This is a genomic window from Pseudomonas sp. GW821-FHT02B10, from assembly GCF_059421865.1.
In genome coordinates this window covers 61,814-81,153 of the sequence record NZ_JBWKVU010000001.1, presented here as the reverse complement: position 1 = coordinate 81,153, position 19,340 = coordinate 61,814, and the positions used below count along the sequence as shown (strand labels likewise).

The 19,340-nt window shown below is 63.5% G+C and carries 17 protein-coding genes and 1 other RNA gene; 12 read left to right on the top strand and 6 right to left on the bottom strand.

Features of this window, described 5'->3' with window-relative positions; genetic code table 11:
- Positions 1 to 13: 13 nt before the first annotated feature.
- The 7 genes from AC07VU_RS00345 to AC07VU_RS00315 all read left to right on the top strand — a co-directional run bounded on the left by AC07VU_RS00345 (position 14) and on the right by AC07VU_RS00315 (position 7,655).
- Positions 14 to 838, top strand: a complete 825-nt coding sequence (locus AC07VU_RS00345) for a (Fe-S)-binding protein (protein ID WP_009042111.1) — start codon at positions 14 to 16, stop codon at positions 836 to 838.
- Positions 835 to 2,289, top strand: a complete 1,455-nt coding sequence (locus AC07VU_RS00340; RefSeq protein WP_495029402.1) for a LutB/LldF family L-lactate oxidation iron-sulfur protein — start codon at positions 835 to 837, stop codon at positions 2,287 to 2,289. Before AC07VU_RS00345 ends, AC07VU_RS00340 begins: the two co-directional genes overlap by 4 nt.
- The gene (locus tag AC07VU_RS00335) at positions 2,289 to 2,960 is read left to right on the top strand and encodes a LutC/YkgG family protein (protein ID WP_495029401.1); all 672 of its coding nucleotides are present in this window, start codon (positions 2,289 to 2,291) and stop codon (positions 2,958 to 2,960) included. Before AC07VU_RS00340 ends, AC07VU_RS00335 begins: the two co-directional genes overlap by 1 nt.
- Positions 2,957 to 5,767: an FAD-binding and (Fe-S)-binding domain-containing protein gene (locus tag AC07VU_RS00330; protein WP_495029400.1), complete on the top strand. Its 2,811-nt coding sequence runs from the start codon at positions 2,957 to 2,959 to the stop codon at positions 5,765 to 5,767. Before AC07VU_RS00335 ends, AC07VU_RS00330 begins: the two co-directional genes overlap by 4 nt.
- 307 nt (positions 5,768 to 6,074) lie before the next feature.
- The gene (locus AC07VU_RS00325) at positions 6,075 to 6,362 is read left to right on the top strand and encodes a PA2433 domain-containing protein (RefSeq protein WP_492569182.1); all 288 of its coding nucleotides are present in this window, start codon (positions 6,075 to 6,077) and stop codon (positions 6,360 to 6,362) included.
- Between the two features lie 79 nt (positions 6,363 to 6,441).
- Positions 6,442 to 6,833, top strand: a transfer-messenger RNA (tmRNA) gene (ssrA, locus tag AC07VU_RS00320).
- 435 nt (positions 6,834 to 7,268) lie between these two features.
- Positions 7,269 to 7,655: a DUF6124 family protein gene (locus AC07VU_RS00315; protein ID WP_495029399.1), complete on the top strand. Its 387-nt coding sequence runs from the start codon at positions 7,269 to 7,271 to the stop codon at positions 7,653 to 7,655.
- Between the two features lie 142 nt (positions 7,656 to 7,797).
- On the opposite strand, the gene AC07VU_RS00310 is transcribed toward AC07VU_RS00315, so the two are convergent.
- Positions 7,798 to 9,036, bottom strand: coding sequence for an SGNH/GDSL hydrolase family protein (locus AC07VU_RS00310; protein WP_495029398.1), 1,239 nt, complete (start codon positions 9,034 to 9,036; stop codon positions 7,798 to 7,800).
- Positions 9,037 to 9,145: 109 nt separating this feature from the next.
- Between AC07VU_RS00310 and AC07VU_RS00305 the strand changes: the two genes are divergently transcribed.
- Together AC07VU_RS00305 and AC07VU_RS00300 are read left to right on the top strand one after the other, a co-directional pair.
- Positions 9,146 to 10,051: a LysR family transcriptional regulator gene (locus tag AC07VU_RS00305; RefSeq protein WP_495029397.1), complete on the top strand. Its 906-nt coding sequence runs from the start codon at positions 9,146 to 9,148 to the stop codon at positions 10,049 to 10,051.
- A gap of 246 nt (positions 10,052 to 10,297) precedes the next feature.
- Positions 10,298 to 11,398, top strand: coding sequence for a polyamine ABC transporter substrate-binding protein (locus AC07VU_RS00300; protein WP_495029396.1), 1,101 nt, complete (start codon positions 10,298 to 10,300; stop codon positions 11,396 to 11,398).
- A gap of 39 nt (positions 11,399 to 11,437) precedes the next feature.
- Here the strand turns inward: AC07VU_RS00300 and AC07VU_RS00295 are convergent, their stop codons facing one another.
- From AC07VU_RS00295 to AC07VU_RS00285, 3 genes are all read right to left on the bottom strand, one after another.
- Positions 11,438 to 13,075, bottom strand: a complete 1,638-nt coding sequence (locus AC07VU_RS00295) for an ArnT family glycosyltransferase (RefSeq protein WP_495029395.1) — start codon at positions 13,073 to 13,075, stop codon at positions 11,438 to 11,440.
- A gap of 177 nt (positions 13,076 to 13,252) precedes the next feature.
- A complete protein-coding gene (locus tag AC07VU_RS00290; RefSeq protein ID WP_495029394.1) occupies positions 13,253 to 14,134 on the bottom strand; it encodes an alpha/beta fold hydrolase in 882 nt (293 codons plus the stop codon).
- A gap of 2 nt (positions 14,135 to 14,136) precedes the next feature.
- The gene (locus AC07VU_RS00285; protein WP_087091197.1) at positions 14,137 to 15,213 is read right to left on the bottom strand and encodes a sugar phosphate isomerase/epimerase family protein; all 1,077 of its coding nucleotides are present in this window, start codon (positions 15,211 to 15,213) and stop codon (positions 14,137 to 14,139) included.
- Positions 15,214 to 15,343: 130 nt separating this feature from the next.
- Here AC07VU_RS00285 and AC07VU_RS00280 point away from each other — a divergent pair, with 130 nt between their 5' ends.
- Entirely contained in the window at positions 15,344 to 15,949 is a 606-nt protein-coding gene (locus tag AC07VU_RS00280) for a TetR/AcrR family transcriptional regulator (RefSeq protein ID WP_053259585.1), read from the top strand.
- A 79-nt stretch (positions 15,950 to 16,028) separates the two neighbouring features.
- Here AC07VU_RS00280 and AC07VU_RS00275 read toward each other — a convergent pair whose 3' ends face one another.
- Positions 16,029 to 16,346: a hypothetical protein gene (locus tag AC07VU_RS00275; protein WP_101336790.1), complete on the bottom strand. Its 318-nt coding sequence runs from the start codon at positions 16,344 to 16,346 to the stop codon at positions 16,029 to 16,031.
- A 344-nt stretch (positions 16,347 to 16,690) separates the two neighbouring features.
- Between AC07VU_RS00275 and AC07VU_RS00270 the strand changes: the two genes are divergently transcribed.
- Positions 16,691 to 17,251, top strand: coding sequence for a GNAT family N-acetyltransferase (locus AC07VU_RS00270; protein WP_495029393.1), 561 nt, complete (start codon positions 16,691 to 16,693; stop codon positions 17,249 to 17,251).
- Between the two features lie 6 nt (positions 17,252 to 17,257).
- Here the strand turns inward: AC07VU_RS00270 and AC07VU_RS00265 are convergent, their stop codons facing one another.
- Positions 17,258 to 17,602: a hypothetical protein gene (locus AC07VU_RS00265; protein ID WP_087091193.1), complete on the bottom strand. Its 345-nt coding sequence runs from the start codon at positions 17,600 to 17,602 to the stop codon at positions 17,258 to 17,260.
- Positions 17,603 to 17,872: 270 nt separating this feature from the next.
- On the opposite strand from AC07VU_RS00265, the gene AC07VU_RS00260 reads away from it, so the two are divergent.
- Complete coding sequence (locus AC07VU_RS00260) at positions 17,873 to 19,327, top strand: ArnT family glycosyltransferase (protein ID WP_495029392.1); 1,455 nt, start codon at positions 17,873 to 17,875, stop codon at positions 19,325 to 19,327.
- Positions 19,328 to 19,340 lie beyond the last annotated feature (13 nt).

Sequence of the window (19,340 nt, the reverse complement as noted above, 5' to 3'; positions counted from 1 at the left end):
GGAGACACGCCTGATGAGCGAGCTTTTTTACAACGCCGTGCCTAACGCGACCCGTGTCGCACCGCCCTTGGCCGAACCGCGCCAGTACCCCAGTGAGAAACCGTCGCGGGTCTACCTGTTCGGCACCTGTGTGGTCGACCTGTTCTATCCCGAAGCCGGGATGGATGCGATTCACTTGCTCGAACGCGAAGGCATTCGCGTGGAGTACCCGCAAGGGCAAAGCTGCTGCGGACAACCGGCCTACACCTCGGGTTACACCGAGCAGGCGCGCACCGTGGCCCGCTCGCAACTGGCGCTGTTCGCCGGCGACTATCCGGTGGTGGTGCCGTCGGGTTCCTGCGCGGGCATGCTGCGCGAGCACTACGCGGACTTGTTCAAGGACGAGCCGCAGACCTTGAAGCAGGTGCAGGCCCTGGCCGAACGCACCTACGAGCTGGCGGAGTTCCTGTTGCACGTATGCAAGGTGCAGCTCAAGGACAGTGGCGAGCCGATCAAGGTGGCGCTGCACACCTCCTGCTCGGCACGGCGTGAGATGAACACCCACCTGCACGGTCGTGAGCTGCTGGCACAACTGGGCAACGTGGAGCGGGTAGAACACGACCACGAAAGCGAATGCTGTGGCTTTGGTGGGACTTTCAGCGTCCGAATGCCGGACATCTCCGGCGCGATGGTCGCGGACAAGACCCGCGCGCTGAAGGAATCCGGCGCCCACCAGGTGCTGAGCGCCGACTGCGGCTGCTTGATGAACATCAACGGTTCGCTGGAGAAACAACGGGAAGCGCTGCGCGGCCAACACCTGGCCAGCTTCCTCTGGCAGCGTACCGGAGGTGCCCGATGAGCGCCCCGGAGCTTATTCCGACCCTGACCGTGTCGGACGATTTTCGCACCCGGGCTCACCAGGCCCTGGGCGACCGACAACTGCGAAACAACTTTCGCAGCGCCATGGATTCCCTCATGGCCAAACGTGCGGCGTCGTTCAGCGATGCCCACGAGCGCGAACACCTGCGGGCCCTGGGCAATGCGATCAAGGCCCGTGCGTTATCCAAGCTGCCCGACCTGCTCGAGCAGCTTGAACAGAACCTGACCCGCAACGGTGTGACAGTGCACTGGGCGGAAACGGTGGACGAGGCCAATGGCATCGTCCTCTCGATCATCCGGGCTCACGAGGCGCGGCAAGTGATCAAGGGCAAATCGATGGTCAGCGAAGAGATGGAGATGAACCATGTCCTCGCTGAACAAGGCATTGAATGCCTTGAGTCGGACATGGGCGAGTTCATCGTCCAGCTCGACTTTGAAAAGCCTTCACACATAATCATGCCGGCGATCCACAAGAACGCCGGTCAGGTCGCGTCCTTGTTCCACGACAAACTCGGCGTGGAGTACACCAAGGACGTTGACCAACTCATTCAGATCGGTCGCAGGGTCCTGCGGCAGAAATTCTTCGAAGCGGACATCGGCGTCTCCGGCGTCAACTTCGCCGTGGCCGAGACCGGCACCCTGCTGCTGGTGGAAAACGAAGGCAACGGCCGCATGTCGACCACGGTGCCGCCCGTGCACATCGCCGTCACCGGCATCGAGAAAGTCGTCGAGAACCTGCGCGACGTGGTGCCGCTGCTGTCGCTGCTGACCCGCTCGGCGCTGGGCCAGCCGATCACCACCTACGTCAACATGATCTCCGGCCCGCGCAAGGAGCATGAGCTGGACGGCCCGCAGCAAGTGCACCTGGTGCTGCTCGACAACGGTCGCAGCCAGGCCTTCGCCGACAGCGAATTGCGCCAGACCCTGAACTGCATCCGCTGCGGCGCTTGCATGAACCATTGCCCGGTCTACACCCGCATCGGCGGCCACGCCTACGGCGAGGTCTACCCCGGCCCCATCGGCAAGATCATCACCCCGCACATGGTCGGCCTGGCCAAGGTGCCGGACCATCCGAGCGCGTCTTCGCTGTGTGGCGCCTGCGGCGAAGTGTGTCCGGTGAAGATCCCGATCCCGAGCCTGCTGCGTCGCCTGCGCGAAGAGAACGTCAAGGCTCCGGACGGCCCCCATCAGGTGATGCGCGGCCAGGGCAGCAAGTACTCGCGCAAGGAACGTTTTATCTGGAACGCCTGGGCCAGGCTCAACAGTTCGCCGACCCTGTATCGCCTGTTCAGCCTGGCGGCCACCCGCCTGCGCGCGCTGACCCCGAACAACGTCGGCCCCTGGACGCAAAACCACAGCGCACCGAAACCCGCCGCCCGGTCCTTGCACGACCTGGCCCGCGAGCATCTGGCCAAACAGGGAGAACGTTGATGAGCGCCAAACAGAACATCCTCGCCAAGCTGCGCACCAGCCTGACCGGCACCACGCCGCTTGTGGATAACTTCGATGAGGCCCTGGTCACCGAGCCTTACACCTACACACCGGAACAACGCATCCCGCAACTGCGCAAGCAGATGGAAGCGGTGCACACCGAGATTCATCAGACCACCGCCCAGGACTGGCCGGCGCTGCTCGCCCGCCTGCTAGGCGAACGCCAGTTGCCGAGCCTGCTGATCGCACCGACCACGCCCCACGGCCAGCGCGTCAGCCAATACTGGGCCGAGCATCCCGGGCTGCCGACGTTGAAGGCCTATGATCGGCCCGTCGAGGAATGGAAAGCCGAGCTGTTCAACGACACCCCGGCCAGCCTCACCACCACCCTCGGCGCCATCGCCGCCACCGGCAGCCTGATCCTCTGGCCGACCCGCGAAGAACCGCGGCTGATGAGCCTGGTGCCGCCGGTGCATTTCGCCCTGCTCAAGGCCAGCGAGATCCGCGACAACTTCTATCAGGTCCAGCAGGAATACGCCTGGGCCCAGGGCATGCCGACCAACGCGCTGCTGGTGTCCGGCCCGTCGAAGACCGCCGATATCGAGCAAGTCCTGGCCTACGGCGCCCATGGCCCGAAAGACCTGGTGGTGCTGATCCTGGAGGACCAATGAGTCTACCGACGGCTTTTCTGCGTGATGCCCAACAACTGATCCCCCAGGAACGGCGTTTCGACGACCCGCTCTCCACCCTGGCCTTCGGCACCGATGCGAGCTTTTATCGGTTGATTCCGCAACTGGTGATCCGTGTCGAGTCCGAAGACGAGGTGGTGGCCCTGCTCAAGCTGGCCCAGCGCGACCGCGTACCGGTGACCTTCCGCGCCGCCGGCACCAGCCTGTCGGGGCAGGCCATCAGCGATTCGGTGCTGCTGGTGCTCGGCGATAACTGGAATGCCCGCGAGATCCGCGACCAGGGCCAGCAGATCCGCCTGCAACCGGGGGTGATCGGCGCCCAGGCCAACGCCTGGCTGGCGCCGTTCGGACGCAAGATCGGCCCCGATCCGGCCTCGATCAACGCCTGCAAGATCGGCGGCATCGTCGCCAACAATGCCAGCGGCATGTGCTGCGGCACCGCGCAAAACACCTACCACACCCTGGCCGGCCTGCGCCTGGTGTTGGCCGACGGCACTCGCCTGGACACCGAAGACGCCGCCAGCGTCGCGGCCTTCCGCAGCAGCCACGGCGAGCTGCTGGAACGCTTGGCCAGCCTCGGCCGCGAGACCCGCGCCAACAGTGAACTGGCGGCGAAGATCCGCCACAAGTACCGGCTGAAAAACACCACAGGCCTGTCGCTCAATGCCCTGGTGGATTTCGATGAGCCGCTGGACATCCTCAGCCACCTGCTGGTGGGCTCCGAAGGCACCCTGGGTTTTATCAGCGCGGTGACCTACGACACGGTGATCGACCACCCGCACAAAGCCTCAGCGCTGATCGTCTTCCCGGATGTGGAAACCTGCTGCAACGCGGTAACCGTGCTGAAAAACCAGCCGGTATCCGCTGTGGAACTGCTGGACCGCCGCAGCCTGCGCTCGGTGCAGGACAAACCCGGGATGCCGGCCTTCGTCCAGCAACTGTCCGCCAATGCCTGTGCGCTGCTGATCGAATCCCGCGCCGCATCTTCCGCGCTACTCCAGGAACAACTGGCGCAGATCATGGCGTCCCTCGCCTCCTTCCCGGTGGAAAAACAGGTCGATTTCACCGAAGACCCGAAGGAAAACGCCCGGCTCTGGGCGATCCGCAAAGACACCTTCCCCGCCGTCGGCGCGGTGCGCAAGACCGGCACCACGGTAATCATCGAAGACGTGACCTTCCCGGTGGAGCAACTGGCGATCGGCGTCAATCGCCTGATCGCGCTGTTCGACAAACACCGCTACGACGAAGCGATCCTGTTCGGCCATGCGCTGGAGGGCAACCTGCATTTCGTCTTCACCCAGGGCTTCAACAGCGCCGAGGAAGTGGCGCGTTACCAGGCCTTCATGGATGACGTGGCGCAACTGGTGGCGGTGGAGTTCGGCGGCTCGCTCAAGGCCGAACACGGCACCGGGCGCAATATGGCGCCCTTCGTCGAGCTGGAATGGGGCAGCGATGCCTACCAGTTGATGTGGCAACTCAAGCGCCTGCTCGACCCCAACGGCATCCTCAACCCGGACGTGGTGCTCAGCGAAGACCCGCAGATCCACCTCAAGCACCTCAAGCCGCTGCCGGCGGCCGACGAGATTGTGGATAAGTGCATCGAGTGTGGTTTCTGCGAACCGGTGTGCCCGTCCAAGGGGCTGACCCTGAGCCCGCGCCAGCGCATTGTGATCTGGCGTGATATCCAGGCCCGCAAGCGCGCCGGCGTCGACACCACGGAACTGGAAGCGGCCTATCAGTACCAGGGCATCGACACCTGCGCCGCCACCGGCCTGTGCGCCCAGCGCTGCCCGGTGGGCATCAACACCGGCGAGCTGGTGAAGAAGCTGCGCAGCCAGCACGCCACTCACGCCAAGGCGGCCGATTGGCTCGGCTCGCACTTCGCCACCACCCTGCAGGGCGCGCGGTTCACCCTGCACGTGGCCAACGGCGCGCGGATGCTGCTGGGGGCACCACGCCTGGCCAGGGTTTCCGCGGCGCTGAGCAAACTGTCCAAGGGCCAGGTGCCGCAATGGACCAGCGCCATGCCGCAGCCGGAACGGGCCATTCGCTTCAGCCCGGCCGTCAGCGATCAGCGGCCACGGGTGGTCTACCTGGCGGCCTGTGTATCGCGGGTCATGGGCCCGGCGGCCGGGGACAAAGAGCAAAGCTCGCTCTACGACAAGACCCGCGGCCTGCTGGAAAAAGCCGGTTACCAGGTGGTGATTCCGGACAACGTCGAAAGCCTGTGCTGCGGCCAGCCGTTCGCCTCCAAGGGCTACGCGGAACAGGCCGAGCACAAGCGCCAGGAACTGATCGGCGCCCTGCTCCACGCCAGCCGCGGCGGCCTCGACCCGATCTACTGCGACACCAGCCCCTGCACCCTGCGTCTGGTGCAGGACCTGGGCGACGTGCGCCTGGACCTGTACGACCCGGTGCGCTTCATCCGCACCCACCTGATGGACAAGCTCGAGTTCACCCCGCAGGAAGCGCCGGTCGCCGTGCACGTCACCTGCAGCACCCAACACCTGGGCGAAAGCCAGGCGCTGATCGACCTGGCGCGGCGTTGCAGCAACAATGTGGTGATCCCGGAAGGCATCCATTGCTGCGGCTTCGCGGGCGATAAAGGGTTCACCACACCAGAGCTCAACGCTCATTCCCTGCGTAGTCTCAAGGATGCGGTGCAGTACTGCAGCGAAGGCATCTCCACCAGCCGCACCTGTGAAATCGGCCTGAGCCAGCATGGCGGGATCGATTATCACGGGCTGGTCTATCTGGTGGACCGGGTGACCCAGGCTAGAACGGCTTGATCGCCATGTACCAACTGTAGGAGCGAGCTTGCTCGCGATGGACGTGAGAGCACTGCATTTACCCAGTCAATACGCGCTACCGTTAACGACCATCGCGAGCAAGCTTCGCTCCTACACAGGCATTAGGTGTTTCGCCCCTTTTTTTGCGCCCGCAGGCTCAGTGGTCGCGACCCTGGGCAGAAAAATAGAACCCTGGCGAACCACCGCAGTCCACCGATCAAGCTCCCGAAAACGGGAGCTTCCTGAAATCTCGGCAGTTCGTGCTGATGGCCAGCAGTGCTTGGCCCTTCAGTTCAAGGAGACGCCTATGAAACGCTCTGTACTGTTAGGCCTGTTCGTCACCGCTTCGATCCTGGCTTCCCCCGGCTTCGCCGGGAACCAGGAAGACCTGTGCCAGGTGAACCTGCAAACCATCCGTGATGCACGGACCACCATCCAGGCCGCGGACCTGCAGGCCAACATCGACGCCACCGTGCAACAAGCCCAGGCGGCCCAGGCGAAAAACACCGAGGAAGGCACCAAGGAATGCATCGCCCTAACCACCCGCGCGATCCAGAGCATCCAGAACAGCGCCAAGGGTGAAGGCGGCGGCTAACGGGCCCCGCCTTCGGGATGGCCTTGCGGGCCATTTTGGCGTAGACTCTACAAACCTGCTGGTAATGCACAGCAGGTTCGGGGCCGTTTAGGATTCGACGCCGGTTGCGAAACTTTAGGTGCATGCCGAGTTGGTAACAGAACTCGTAAATCCACTGTTGCAACTTCCTATAGTTGCCAATGACGAAACCTACGGGGAATACGCTCTCGCTGCGTAAGCGGCGCTAGCCTTCCTTCTGGTACCTTCGGGTCCAGCAATCATCAGGGGATGTCTGTAAACCCGAAATGATTGTCATACAGAACAGAATCGCCGTGCAGTACGTTGTGGACGAAGCGGCTAAAACTTACACAACTCGCCCAAAGCACCCTGCCCGTCGGGTCGCTGAGGGTTAACTCAATAGACACGGCTACGCATGTAGTACCGACAGCGGAGTACTGGCGGACGGGGGTTCAAATCCCCCCGGCTCCACCAAACGAAGCACCAACAAAGCCCGCCTTGTGCGGGCTTTGTTGTTTCTGGCCTTAACGTTCCGCCACCATCGCCCACCGCCCCCTCCCCGCACTCACAGTGCCGAGCCTTCCTTCCCCTGAAGCAGCGTTAAGTCTCTTTCTATTGTGCGAATTTTCCTAGAAACTCCCAGCCGCTTGCGCCTACCGCCCTGCACTGGCTAGCCTCGATTCGTCACTGCAAATTCAGTGACCGGGTTTAGCAGCTCGACGTGTAACTAGGCGCATGGCGCCCCCATTACGTGGCGCTTTTTTTGGCTCCGCTTTATGGCGGCCGTGCGCAGGGCACCTTCGGGTGCGCCGGGGTCCTAGTCACCGGTCTGCTAACCTGCGAACGGCCGCCACCCTATCGTTTAGCAGCGACGGTGATGGCTCCTATCTCTGTACTAGGAGTTACACCATGAAAAAGCTCGTCCCTGATCCGCCCCGTACTGCTACCCACCGCGTCAGGAACCTCGAACACGACCAGGCCAATCAGCACATCCGGCAGAAACTGTCAGTTCAGCCTGCTGATGTGTCTCTGATTCAGTCGCTCAAAAAAACCGTCAGTATCCCGGTGAGCCGCGATTCCTTGTTCTCGGTCCGGGAAGGCATCAACGCCGAAGAAGCCCTGCTCCATGTCTCCCTGCTGCTGAAAAGCGCCGAGGAGGTTTCCGATGAAATCACTGAGCGCGGCAGTGGCATCGAGCGCGGTTTGATCTGGTCCCTGGTGCACTCGGTGGAGATGGCACGGGCCGTGGTAGACGCCTTGCTCGATGGCTGTCGCCACACGCCATCGCTGAAGTAGAACACCCCGCGAACGCACGGCGCGGCAGCATGACCTGCCGCGCTGTTCCTTAATGACATCACCTGCGCATGTGGAAAACAGACACGGCCTGAACGGGCCTGGAATGCTGGCCGCATTCGAATTCAACGCCCTCGCCAAACACTCAAAAAAACACCTTCAAATCCACCCCCTCCGCCATCGCCCTATTCCCCGCATCCCCCGGATGCAGGTGATCGCCCGAATCCATAAGTGGCAACAACCGGGTCGGATGCCGCGGATCACGGGTCATCCGGTCGAAGTCGATCACCGCGTCGAATGCCTGGCCGGTGCGTATCCACTGGTTGAGCGCCTGGCGCAGTTGTTCCTTTTGTGGGCTGTGGTAGTGCTCGATGCTGCTGCCTTCCAGGGCGCCTTCGAAGGGCAGCAGCGTGGTGCCGATGATGCGCAGGTTGTGGCGGTGCGCCTGGTCGATCAGTTGTCGATAGCCGGCGATTAGCTTGTCCAGTGCAGGCAAGGGTGCGTTGGGCGCGAAGGCGGTTCCGGGCCAGCTGATGTCGTTGATTCCCAGCATGACGACCACGCTTTTCACCCCGGGTTTGCTCAGCACGTCGCGTTCAAAACGTGCCCGTGCGCTGGCGCCCATACCATCTTCGAGCAGGCGCGCGCCGGATATGCCGCCGTTGAGCACGGCGATGTTTTCGGCGGCCAGGCGCTGGGCGAGGAAGTCGGGCCAGCGGCGGTTGCTGTCCAGGGTCGAGCCGTTGCCGTCGGTAATGGAGTCGCCGAGCACCACCAGCGCCCGGCTGTCGGGCGGGGCGTCCACCAGGATGTCGCTGAGTAACAGCCGCGCTTCCACTTGCCGCTCACCCGCTAACTGCTGAGTGTCGACGTGGTTGCCCGCAGCGATAAAGGCGGTTTGCTTGCCGTCCCAGTGGAAGGTGGTCAACGGCGTGGGCTGTGGAAGGTACAGCGAGACCCGCAGCTCGCCGAGGGCCGGCACCGCCAACGCGACCGGGTCACTGGTGCGGGTTTCACCTGGTGCAATGCTGACCTGTTCCTTGCCGCCAAACGTCAGGATGTGCCCGGAACCTGCACGAACGGACTCGCCCTCCTCCACGGCCGCGACCCGCGCCGCGCCAATCAGCAGAGGCTGCTGGCCGTATTCGTTGGACACCACCACCCGTACCCGGCTGCCACCGACGCTGACGCGCAGCTTCTGCTGGACGGTGCTGTCGGCCAGGGCCTCGGGAATCCGCGTGGGCAGCGGCAGCTCGTTGCCCCAGGTCGGTTGCGGGCTGGCCATCCAAGTGGTGAGCCAGTTGTCCTGGGCCAGGGCAGGACCTGCGGCAAGCAGGGCCGTGACTATCAGCGGCAGGGAAAATCTTGAGTGCAGGGCTTTCATCCGGGTAGCTCCTTGAGGCCGTAAGGCTGAGGCGAGCCAGATTGCTCCATTCGAAATAACCGTGATAGAAGGCATAACCTCATACAGCCCATTCCGATATCGAATACCCATGGACAGCCTCAAAGCGATGCATTGCTTCGTCCGCGCCGTCGAGTTGGGCAGCCTGTCATCGGCCGCCCGGGAGCTGGGCAGCACGCAACCCACCGTCAGCAAGCTGGTGGCGGCCCTGGAACAGCAGTTGGGCACCCGCCTGCTCATCCGCGGCACCAGCGGGCTGACGCCCACCGAACAGGGCAAGCGTTTCTACGAGCGGGCGAAAGCCGTGCTGGAGGAATACAGCGAAGCGGTGGCCGAGGTGCGCGGCCTGACCGAGCGCCCCGAGGGCGTGCTGCGGGTTAACGTGCCAGTGAGCCTGGGGCTGTTGCACCTCAATGCCTTGCTGCTGGCATTCATGGCGCAATACCCGGACATCGAGGTGGAGCTGATCTTCAACGATCGCTTCGTCGACCTCACCGAGGAGAACGTCGACCTGGCCCTGCGCCTGGGCGGGGACCTGCCGCCCAACGCCATCGCCCGGCGCATCGCCACGTCGCCGCGCTACCTGGTGGCGGCACCCGAGTACCTGCGCCAGCATGCGCCCTTGAACAGCCCGGCCGACCTGGGCGCACACAACTTCCTGCGCTTCGCCTGGCTGGCGGCGGGCGACCGCCTGGAGCTGAGCGGCCCGAGCGGCGAGAAGGTCAGCGTCACCCCCCAAGGGCGCTACCGGAGCAACAGCTCGTTGGCCATCCGTGACGGCGTGCTGCAGGGCGCCGGGCTCTGCATCACCCCGGCCTGGCTGGTCAGCGACCTGCTGGACAGCGGCCAGCTGATGCGGGTCCTGCCCGACTGGAGCGGGCCAGCCAACGAGGCATTCCTGATCTACCCCGAGCGCCGCTACCGGCCCCTGCGCGTGCGCTTGCTCATGGAGTACCTGGCCGAGCGGGTGGCGCGGTTACCGGGCTTCACTCCCTGAACCCAGGGCCAGCGCGTTGCCTGCCATGGACACGATCAATGGCCATTACGATCCCCTTTTGGCCAACCCCGTGCTGTGAATCCCAGGGGCCGTCGGCAAGAATCGAACCCGGACCACTGACTCGGTGGCCCAGGCTGTCACCAGAACCGCCCTTGTGAACCTTGACCCTCTTTGTCCTTTGCCCTTTCAAGGACCGCCTGCCGCGTACAGAACATAAAAACCATCGCCACGCTGGGGAAACCATTCATGGCCACTATGAAACGCATACTGAGTGCCACCGTTTGTGGGCTGTCGCTGCTGGCCGGCGCGGCACAGGCCGAGCAGCGTGAGCTGCGGGTGTACAACTGGGCCGACTACATCCTGCCGTCGGTGCCCAAGGACTTCGCCAAGAACAGCGGCATCAAGGTCACCTGGGACACCTTCGACACCAACGAATCCCTCGAAGCCAAGCTGCTGACCGGCAACTCGGGCTACGACCTGGTGGTGCCGTCGAACCAGTTCCTCGACACCCAGATCAAGGCCGGGGTGTTCCAGAAGCTCGACAAGTCCAAGCTGCCCAACTGGAAGCACCAGGACCCCGAGCTGCTCAAGCTGCTGGACAGCAACGACCCGGGCAACCAGTACGGCGTGCCCTACATGTACGGCACGGTGCTGATCGGCTTCAACCCTGCCAAGGTCAAGGCCGCGCTGGGCGACAACGCGCCGGTGGACAGCTGGGACCTGGTGTTCAAGCCAGAGAACATGGAGAAGCTCAAGTCCTGCGGCGTGGCCATGCTCGACTCGCCGTCGGAAATCCTGCCGCTGGCCCTGCATTACCTGGGCCTGGACCCCAACAGCCAGAACCCGCAGGACTATGAAAAAGCCAAGGATCTGATGCTGAAGATCCGCCCCTACGTCACCTACTTCAACTCGGCCAAATACATGACCGATATCGCCAATGGCGACATCTGCGTGGCCATCGGCTACTCCGGCAGCTTCTACCAGTTCGGCAATCGCGCCAAAGAGGCCGGCAACGGGGTGGTGGTGGACTGGCGCCTGCCCAAGGAAGGCGCGCCGATCTGGTTCGACACCTTCGCCATTCCCAAGAGCGCGAAGAATGTCGCCGAGGCCCATGAGTTCCTCAACACCCTGCTGGACCCGAAAGTCATCGCGCCCATCAGTGATTTCCTCGGTTACCCCAACGCCAACAAGGATTCGATTGCGTTGATCAACAAGGAGATCACCGGCAATACCGACCTGACGCCAACCCCCGAAGCCCTGAAGAAGCTCTATGTGGTGCAACCGCTGCCGCAAAAGCTGGAGCGCGTGCGGACCCGGGTCTGGACCAGCATCAAGTCGGATAAATAATCCGCCCTCAGGCAGCCCCGCCCTGGGGCTGCCTGGCCTTCACTTCAGCTCGAACACCAGGCAGGGATTGTCATTCAAGCGCCCCTCGAACACCGGGGTCGCCTGTTCCAGTGCAGTTCCCGCCAACAATGCCCGATCCTTGCGCGCCAGGATCACCCAGGCCGGACGCGGCAGCGACGCCAGCGGCGACAGGTCGTCCTTGCCGATAAACCGCGGCTGCTCGTCGTGGTCCAGGTTCATCATGTAGCGCACCGCCCAGGTGTCTTTGCCCAGGTTGAGAAACACCAGGATGCCGCGGTCCTCCCCACGCAGTTGCTCGACCTGCCCGACAAAACCCCGGGTGGCGAATTGCAGGTCCTTGGCCGGCTCGATCACCTTCACCAGCAGCCACCACTGCGCCGCCAGGGCCAACAAGCTGAGCAGCACCAGGCGCCGCCCCGGCGCATTGCGAGTGGTTTGCCAGGCATGCAGCGCCAGCACCTGCAGGCCGAAAAACACCGCCATCATCAGCGGCAATGACAGCGCCGGCCAGTAACCGTGCTTCTGCCAACTGTGCCGGCAGACCAGCAGCACCACGGCGCACAAGCCCGGCAACAGCACCACCAGGCCGAGATAAAACCAGCGCACCCTGAGCAGCCAGCGCTGCGGATGGAGCAGGCCGTAAGCCGCGACCGCCGCGAACATCGGCACCATGGGCAGGATGTAATACGCACGCTTGAAGTGCGGCACCGACAAGCCGAGCAGGATCATCAGTCCGCAGGCGCCCAAGCGCACCAGCAGTTGCAGTTGATCGTCCGCATGCCGCGCGCCCCATTGCCGACGCAGGACAAACAGGGTCGCCAGCGCCAGCGGCACCACCGGGAAGTACCGGTAGAGGCTGAGCTGAAAGTAGAAATACAGCGGCTCGCCGCTTTCATCGAGGCGCCCGCCGACCTGCATCTGGTAGACCTGCCGGGCGAAGGCTTCGCCGCCACTGAACTGCGCCAGTTGCATCAACACCCACCAGCAGGCGGCCAGCAGGATCAGGCCGATCAGCCCATGGGCGAGTACCTTGCTCAACAGTCGCCAGCCGTCGCCCGGTGCCCGGCAAATACTCAATGCCCAGTAGGTACAGGCCACGCCGCAGACCTCGATCAGCCCCAGGGGGCCGCGGATGGCGAAGGCGATGACGAACAGCGGAAAAATCGCGTACTGGCGCCATTTGGAACCCAGCTGCTCGCCGCTGTGCAGCAGGTAAAAACAGCCCAGGCACAGCAGCGAGACCATCTGGTCCAGGCATACCGAGCGCGACTTCTCCAGCCACTGGGTGGTCAGCGCCGTGAGCAGCACTGCCAGCAGCGCCCAGGTGCGGTCGAACGGCGCCAGCAGGCGGTACAGCAGCGCCAGCACCCCGGCCGAGGCCAGCGCCGTGGGCAGGATATTGGCCAATTCGTTAGGGGCGCCGAACAGCTGGGCAAAGCCATAGCTGAACAAGGTGGCGGTGCCCGGATAGTCCGGGTAAGGCTCGCCGTAGGTGGTGGGAAACAGGCTCGCGCCGTGGCGGAACATCTCCTGCAGGAACAACCACCAGCGCCCGTCGAAGCCTTGCGCTGGCTGGTCCCAGATGCCGAAAGTGAACAGGAACAAAGCGAGCAGAAAGACGCCCAACATCTCGATGCGAATGCGGTGGTGGTCCATGGATGATCCGTCAGAGGGTGCGTTGCCCGAAGGCTTGGGCATGCCGGCTGCCATGTTGCAGCCGCAGGCCCTGAACCATCCCTGAACAGGCCGCAAAAAATCCCGGCCCTTCCATCAGCCCTACTCGCAAAGACAGGCTGGCGTCCCACTCCCTCCTGATCGCTCAGCCTGGCGTACTCAGTTCTCCTGCCGCAGAAATGGCAGCAGATGAGTAATAAAGGCCTCGGGCGCCTCCTCGGTAATGAAGTGACCACACCCCGGCACTATCGCCCCCTGAAGTCTCAGGGCATTGCCCTTCATCGTCAGCAGCGGCGCATCGTTAGTGGCGTGTTCGGCGCCAATCGCCAGGACCGGCATTGCCAGTGGGCGGCTGGCACGCTCGCGGTTCTGCCGGATGCTCTCGGGGATGGCCCGGTAATAGGCGAACCCGCCCCGCAGCCCACCGGGCACCGAGTAGGCTTTGACATAGGTCTGGACCGCGACCCGCTCCTGATGCACCGACCACTTTTCGAACATGTAAGCCAGGTACTGCGCCTCTCGCCCGGCGATCAGCATCTCCGGCAGGTCCTGCAACTGGTTGAACATGAAGTGCCAGAGAAAGATGTTCTGCCCCGCAGGCGCGAAGATCGCCGGCGCCTCCGCCAGACCGGGAATCACCGCCTCCGTCAGGGCCAGTTTCTCCACCGCCTGCGGATAGTCACAGGCCAGGGCATAGGCCACCCACATGCCGACATCGTGCCCCACCACCGAGTACTGGCTGTAACCGAGCGCCAGCATCAAGGCCTGCAGGCGAGACGCCGTGGTGCCGGTGTCATAGCCCTGCTCGGGGCGATCGGACAAGCCCATGCCGGGCAGGTCGACCGCGATCGCCCGGTAACCCTGCCCGGCCAGCGCCTGCATGACATGGCGCCAGGTGAACCAGGTCTGCGGCCACCCGGGGATCAACAGCACAGGCTTGCCCTGGCCCTCACTGACATAGTGAATGCGCCCGCCGTCCACCTGTACGTAGCCATGGCGGTAGTCACGCCCGGCAAAAGCCTGCTGCTCGAAAAGATCCATGCTCAGCGTCCTTGATGGGAGGGCTGGGCAATGCCCAGCAGTCGGTTGATCTGGGCCTGGTCCAGCGGCGCGCCGGCGAAGTCGTCGAAGACTTTGTCCGTCACCTGGATGATGTGTTCGTTGATAAAGGCCACGCCTTCGCGCGCACCCTGCTCCTGATCTTTCAGGCAGCACTCCCATTCCAGAGTCGCCCAGCCGGCATAGTCATAAAGCGCCAGCTTGGAAAAGATCCCCTTGAAATCCACCTGCCCGTCGCCCAGCGACCGGAACCGCCCGGCCCGCTCGGCCCAGGGCTGATAACCGCCGTAAATGCCCTGGCGACCGGTGGGATTGAACTCGGCGTCCTTCACATGAAACATGCGAATGAACTCGTGGTAGATATCCAGGTAGTCCAGGTAATTGAGTTGCTGCAGGACGAAATGGCTGGGGTCGAAGAGCATCTTGCAGCGCGGGTGGTTGCCGACCCGCTCCAGGAACATCTCGAAGCTCACGCCGTCATGCAGGTCCTCGCCCGGGTGGATCTCGTAGCACAGGTTCACCCCCTGCTCGTCACAGGCGTCGAGAATCGGCAGCCAGCGCTTGGCCAGCTCATTGAACGCCGAGTCGACCAGGCCTTCCGGGCGTTGTGGAAAGGGAAAGAAATAGGGCCAGGCGAACGAGCCAGAAAAGCTCCCCATATCGCTGAGGCCCAACCGGCGCGAAGCCTTGGCGGACAGTTTCAGCTGTTCGAGGGCCCACTGGGTCCTGGCGCCACTGTCGCCCCGCAGAGCCGCCGGGGCGAAGCCATCGCACAGGCTGTCGTAGGCGGGATGCACCGCCACCAACTGGCCGAACAGGTGGGTGGTCAGTTCGCTGATCACCAGCCCGTGTTCGGCCAGGGTGCCGCTGACCTCATCGCAATAATCCTGGCTGCTGGCCGCCAGGCGGACATCGAACAGGCGCTCATCCCAGGCCGGTACTTGCAGCGCCTTGAACCCCAGCCCCGCCGCCCAGGCGGCAATGGCGGGCAGGGTATTGAATGGCGGTGCCGCATCACTGAATTGAGCCAGGTGCAGGCTCGGTCCCTTGAGGGTTTTCATGGTTAACGCCCTATTATTTGTCGTTCGACAAACAATAGGGCTGCCCTCAACACCCCGTCAATACGATGGCTTGATTTTTTTGTCGATCGACCAATAATTAGCACCACTCCCTTTGCATCGAGAACTGGACATGGCAGGCAGACCCCGCGAATTCGACCGAAAGCAGGCCCTGTACAAGGCGCGCGATGTGTTCTGGCAGCGCGGCTTCGAGGCCACGTCCATGTCCGATCTGGTGGACGCACTGGGCATCGCCTCGGCGCGCATCTATGCGGCCTTTGGCTCCAAGGAAGCGTTGTTTCGCGAGGCCATCGAAGTCTACGAATCAGGCGACGGCGCCTTTGCCGACGCCGCCCTGGGCGACGACATCAGTGCCCGCGATGCCATCGAGCGCATGCTCAGGGAAGCCGTCGAACTCTATACCCAGCCCGACCGGCCACTGGGCTGCATGGTGGTGTCCTCCGCCACCAATTGCTCGGCGGACAACGACGGCATCAGAGAATGGCTGGCCGAGCACCGTCGCGACAGGACCCGCTCCATCATCGAGCGCCTGGAGCAGGCCGTGCGCTCTGGCGAGCTGCCCAAGCGCACCGACGTGATGTCCCTCGGGGACTGCTATGCCACGGTGCTGCATGGGCTGTCGGTGCAGGCCCGTGATGGCATCGGCAAGCCGCGCCTATTAGCGATGATTCCCATGGCCATGGCGGCTTTCGATGCGCAAACCGAAGCGGCCACTTAACACTTGCGAGCAGCCAATCGCGGACAAAAAAACGGCCCGGCGGGATCGCCGCCAGGCCGTATTCGAGTCATTGCGCGAGTTACAGAAAGACCGCCGAGAGCATGCCCAGCGCGCCCAGGCAACAACCGATCAGCGTGCCGCGCCCCGGCAACTCACGGAACACCGACCAGATCACCAGCGGTTCGAGCAGCAACAGCGAGGTCACCGACACCACCGTGATCATCCAGATATCGCCGACCGCCAAATAGCCCAGCCAATAGGCGCCAATCAGGCAGATACCGGCGAAACACATGATCAGTACGGGAAAGGCCAGGTCCGGCCATGACGTGTTGCCCGTCTGCGCCAGGCGGGCGGCGACCACTTCGCTGTAGATCGCGCAGAACTCGCCCAGCACCATCAACCCTACAGCAGAAACTCCGAGTAATTCTTTGGACATATGACAAACCCCTTGGTATTGAGAGCCAGATTTTTCAGCTCCCAGGCAGCAATGGCTCCGCTGACGGAGCCGCCATGACGATGCCGAGGGGTTTGCTCTAATTCAGTGACCGTGAGGAACCTGAACATGTCCATCTCCTGCGTGGTGGGTGGTACGGGCGCCCGCGAACGCCATGGACGATTGCGAGCCGCTCTCTGTATAGGGTATTTCCGGGGTGGTCGACACGCGTTTTTTGTAGAGTTTGTGTGTGTGTTGTCGCGATGACACCCCGGCAAGCCTTTGTCCTCCTTATTCGAGATGCATCCATGGCCCTCCTTGAACTCCACAGCGCCCGCCTCGACCTGGTGGTGCTGGCCCCGGCCCAGGCCCAGGCCGAACTCGAAAGCGCCTACCACCTGGACAACCAGCAGCACCTGGCGCCCTGGTCGCCGTTACGACCGGCCCACTACTACAGCACCGAACAGGTACGCCTGCGCCTGGAACAGCAGGCGGTCGCCTATGGTTTTGGCAATGCCGTGCATTTCGCCCTGCTGGAAAAGGCCAGCGGCCAGATGATCGGCACGTGCAATTTCACCGGGATCATGCGCGGGGCGTTCCAGGCCTGTTACCTGGGTTATTCCCTTGCCGCGACCCATCAGGGCCGGGGATTGATGCACGAGGCGCTGCAGACCGCCATCGGCCATATGTTCGACGAACTGAAGCTGCACCGGATCATGGCCAACTACATCCCCGACAACCAGAGCAGTGCCGCATTGCTGGAACGCCTGGGGTTCGAGCGCGAAGGTTATGCCAGGGCCTACCTGCAAATCGCCGGGCGCTGGCAGGATCATGTGCTCACCGCGCGGGTCAACGACGCCCTGGTATGACTGGCGCTACTCGGCCCGGAAGTTCCAGACGATCTCCACCACCCGCACCGCCAATATCAGGTACACCAGAAACAGCGCGACCTGCAGCAGCCGGTGATAGGGCAGCCTGGCCAAGCGGCGCAGGCCGTCGCTGACATTGAGCAGCATCAGCAGCGCCGACACCCCGATCAGCCCCCAGCCGGTCAGGCCGGAGCCGAACAGGCCCAGGAACAGGTGGTGGTCGCTGTGCAGCGCATTGGTCCCGGCGGCGAACAGCAAGGCGCAGACCAGCAGGTTCTTGACGTTGTCGAAGACCCGCGTGTTCAGGTCGCCGTCCAGCAGGTCCAGATACTTTCGCCACAGTTTGCGCATGTTCAAGGCACCTGTTCAGCCGCAGGAAAGAAAGACGCCCAGGGCGTTTTCAAAGATCAATCACCCGCCGGGCGCACCTCCCAGCGTAGTGACGATTGCGACAACCTGCTTGCGGTCGTTCAACCCCATGCGGTACACCCCGTTCAACAAGGAAAACAGGTAGGAACCTGCTGTTACCCAATCCTCCCTCGTTCACGATTTGTTAAGAATCGCCTCCGTATACTCGGACCGCCTGATCCTCCCCGGCGCAACCTCTTCGGCAGTCCCCTCATGTCGCGACCCGCACCGCTGTTGTTTCTGCTTGCCGCCCTGCTGTTCTTCTTCGCCCTGGGCAACCACCAGTTGCAGGGCTCCACCGAAGCCCGGGTCGCCGGGATCGCCATGCAGATGCACCTGGACGATGACTGGGTGACGCCGCGCCTGTTCGGCCAACCCTTCCTGGAAAAACCGCCGCTGAGCCTGTGGCTCGATGCCAGCGCCATCCGCGTATTCGGAGGCACGCCGTGGGCGGTGCGCCTGGCCTCGGCCTTCGCCGGGCTGTTCAGCGTGATGCTGCTGTACGCCATGCTGCGCCGCTTCGGCCGCCCGAAGGTAGTGGCCTGGGTGGCCGGCGCCATGCTGGCGACCATGGCCAGTTACTGGGGCAATGTGCGCGGGGTCGGTGAAGACGCCCTGCTCAGCCTCGGCGTGACCCTGGCGCTGCTGGCGTTTTTCCACACCCAACGGCGCCAGGCCGAACGCCAGCCGGCCCCCCTGGGCTGGCTGCTGTTCGCCCTCGGCATCGCCATCGCCACCCTGAGCAAGGGCGTGCTGGGCCTGGCGATGCCGGGCGTGGTGATCTTCGCCTGGCTGCTGGCCGACAGCCTGATCGAAAAGCGCTTCGCCCTCGGCCACTGGCTCAAACCCGCCCTGCTGACCCTGCTCGGCCTGGTGCCGCTGCTGATCTGGCTGTACTTCCTGTACCAGCGCGGGGGCCTGCAAGCCCTGGGCGAAGTGCTGTGGACCAACAGCGTCGGGCGCTTCGATGGCTCCTTTGTCGAGGCCGGGCACTACGAGCCCTTCTATTACTACCTGGCCAAGCTGCCGCAGGCCTTCCTGCCGTGGAACATCCTGGTCTACCTGGGCCTGTGGCACTTTCGCAAAAGCCTGGTGAAAAACCGCTACCTGCTGTTTTTCAGCCTGTGGCTCGTAGCCCAGTTCACCCTGCTGTGCCTGGCGTCGAGCAAGCGCACCGTGTACCTGATGTCGCTGACCCCGGCCGCGGCGGTGCTGGCGGCCGAATACGCGGCAGTGCTGTACGAACGCCTGCGCCAACGCGCCGCGGGCGATGGGTTCTGGAGCGTCGTGGGGCGTCGGCGCCGCGGCCTGGCCATTGGCGTGCTGACGCTGGTGGTGTGCAGTTACCTGGTGGCCGCGCAGTGGGCCGCGCCACGCGCCGATCGCCAGCTGTCCTTTGTGCCGCTGATCAGCGAGATCCAGACGCTGCAGGCCGCCGGGCAGCAGGTGGCGCTGTATCAGGCCAACGAACGCGCGGCCGGCGCCAGCGTGTTCTACACCCAGAGCCTGCTCAAGGATGTGCAGACCGAAGCCCAACTGAATGAGTTCCTCGGCACCTCGCCGAACAACGTTGCGGTCATGGCCCTGCAGGAAGCCCCCAAGCCACCGCTCAAGGTACTGAAGAAGGTCACGGTCAGTCGCCAGGCCTACTACTTTGTCGGCCACTGACCGGCACAGTGAG

Excerpts from the sequence above, each read along its gene's own strand:
- AC07VU_RS00265 (WP_087091193.1), bottom strand. The coding sequence starts at position 17,602 with ATGCGCAAACTGTGGCGAAAGTATCTGGACCTGCTGGACGGCGACCTG.
- AC07VU_RS00345 (WP_009042111.1), top strand. The coding sequence starts at position 14 with ATGAGCGAGCTTTTTTACAACGCCGTGCCTAACGCGACCCGTGTCGCA.
- AC07VU_RS00280 (WP_053259585.1), top strand. The coding sequence starts at position 15,344 with ATGGCAGGCAGACCCCGCGAATTCGACCGAAAGCAGGCCCTGTACAAG.
- AC07VU_RS00285 (WP_087091197.1), bottom strand. The coding sequence starts at position 15,213 with ATGAAAACCCTCAAGGGACCGAGCCTGCACCTGGCTCAATTCAGTGAT.
- AC07VU_RS00270 (WP_495029393.1), top strand. The coding sequence starts at position 16,691 with ATGGCCCTCCTTGAACTCCACAGCGCCCGCCTCGACCTGGTGGTGCTG.
- AC07VU_RS00260 (WP_495029392.1), top strand. The coding sequence starts at position 17,873 with ATGTCGCGACCCGCACCGCTGTTGTTTCTGCTTGCCGCCCTGCTGTTC.
- AC07VU_RS00275 (WP_101336790.1), bottom strand. The coding sequence starts at position 16,346 with ATGGTGCTGGGCGAGTTCTGCGCGATCTACAGCGAAGTGGTCGCCGCC.
- AC07VU_RS00315 (WP_495029399.1), top strand. The coding sequence starts at position 7,269 with ATGAAAAAGCTCGTCCCTGATCCGCCCCGTACTGCTACCCACCGCGTC.
- AC07VU_RS00325 (WP_492569182.1), top strand. The coding sequence starts at position 6,075 with ATGAAACGCTCTGTACTGTTAGGCCTGTTCGTCACCGCTTCGATCCTG.
- AC07VU_RS00305 (WP_495029397.1), top strand. The coding sequence starts at position 9,146 with ATGGACAGCCTCAAAGCGATGCATTGCTTCGTCCGCGCCGTCGAGTTG.
- AC07VU_RS00335 (WP_495029401.1), top strand. The coding sequence starts at position 2,289 with ATGAGCGCCAAACAGAACATCCTCGCCAAGCTGCGCACCAGCCTGACC.
- AC07VU_RS00295 (WP_495029395.1), bottom strand. The coding sequence starts at position 13,075 with ATGGACCACCACCGCATTCGCATCGAGATGTTGGGCGTCTTTCTGCTC.
- AC07VU_RS00310 (WP_495029398.1), bottom strand. The coding sequence starts at position 9,036 with ATGAAAGCCCTGCACTCAAGATTTTCCCTGCCGCTGATAGTCACGGCC.
- AC07VU_RS00330 (WP_495029400.1), top strand. The coding sequence starts at position 2,957 with ATGAGTCTACCGACGGCTTTTCTGCGTGATGCCCAACAACTGATCCCC.
- AC07VU_RS00340 (WP_495029402.1), top strand. The coding sequence starts at position 835 with ATGAGCGCCCCGGAGCTTATTCCGACCCTGACCGTGTCGGACGATTTT.
- AC07VU_RS00300 (WP_495029396.1), top strand. The coding sequence starts at position 10,298 with ATGGCCACTATGAAACGCATACTGAGTGCCACCGTTTGTGGGCTGTCG.
- AC07VU_RS00290 (WP_495029394.1), bottom strand. The coding sequence starts at position 14,134 with ATGGATCTTTTCGAGCAGCAGGCTTTTGCCGGGCGTGACTACCGCCAT.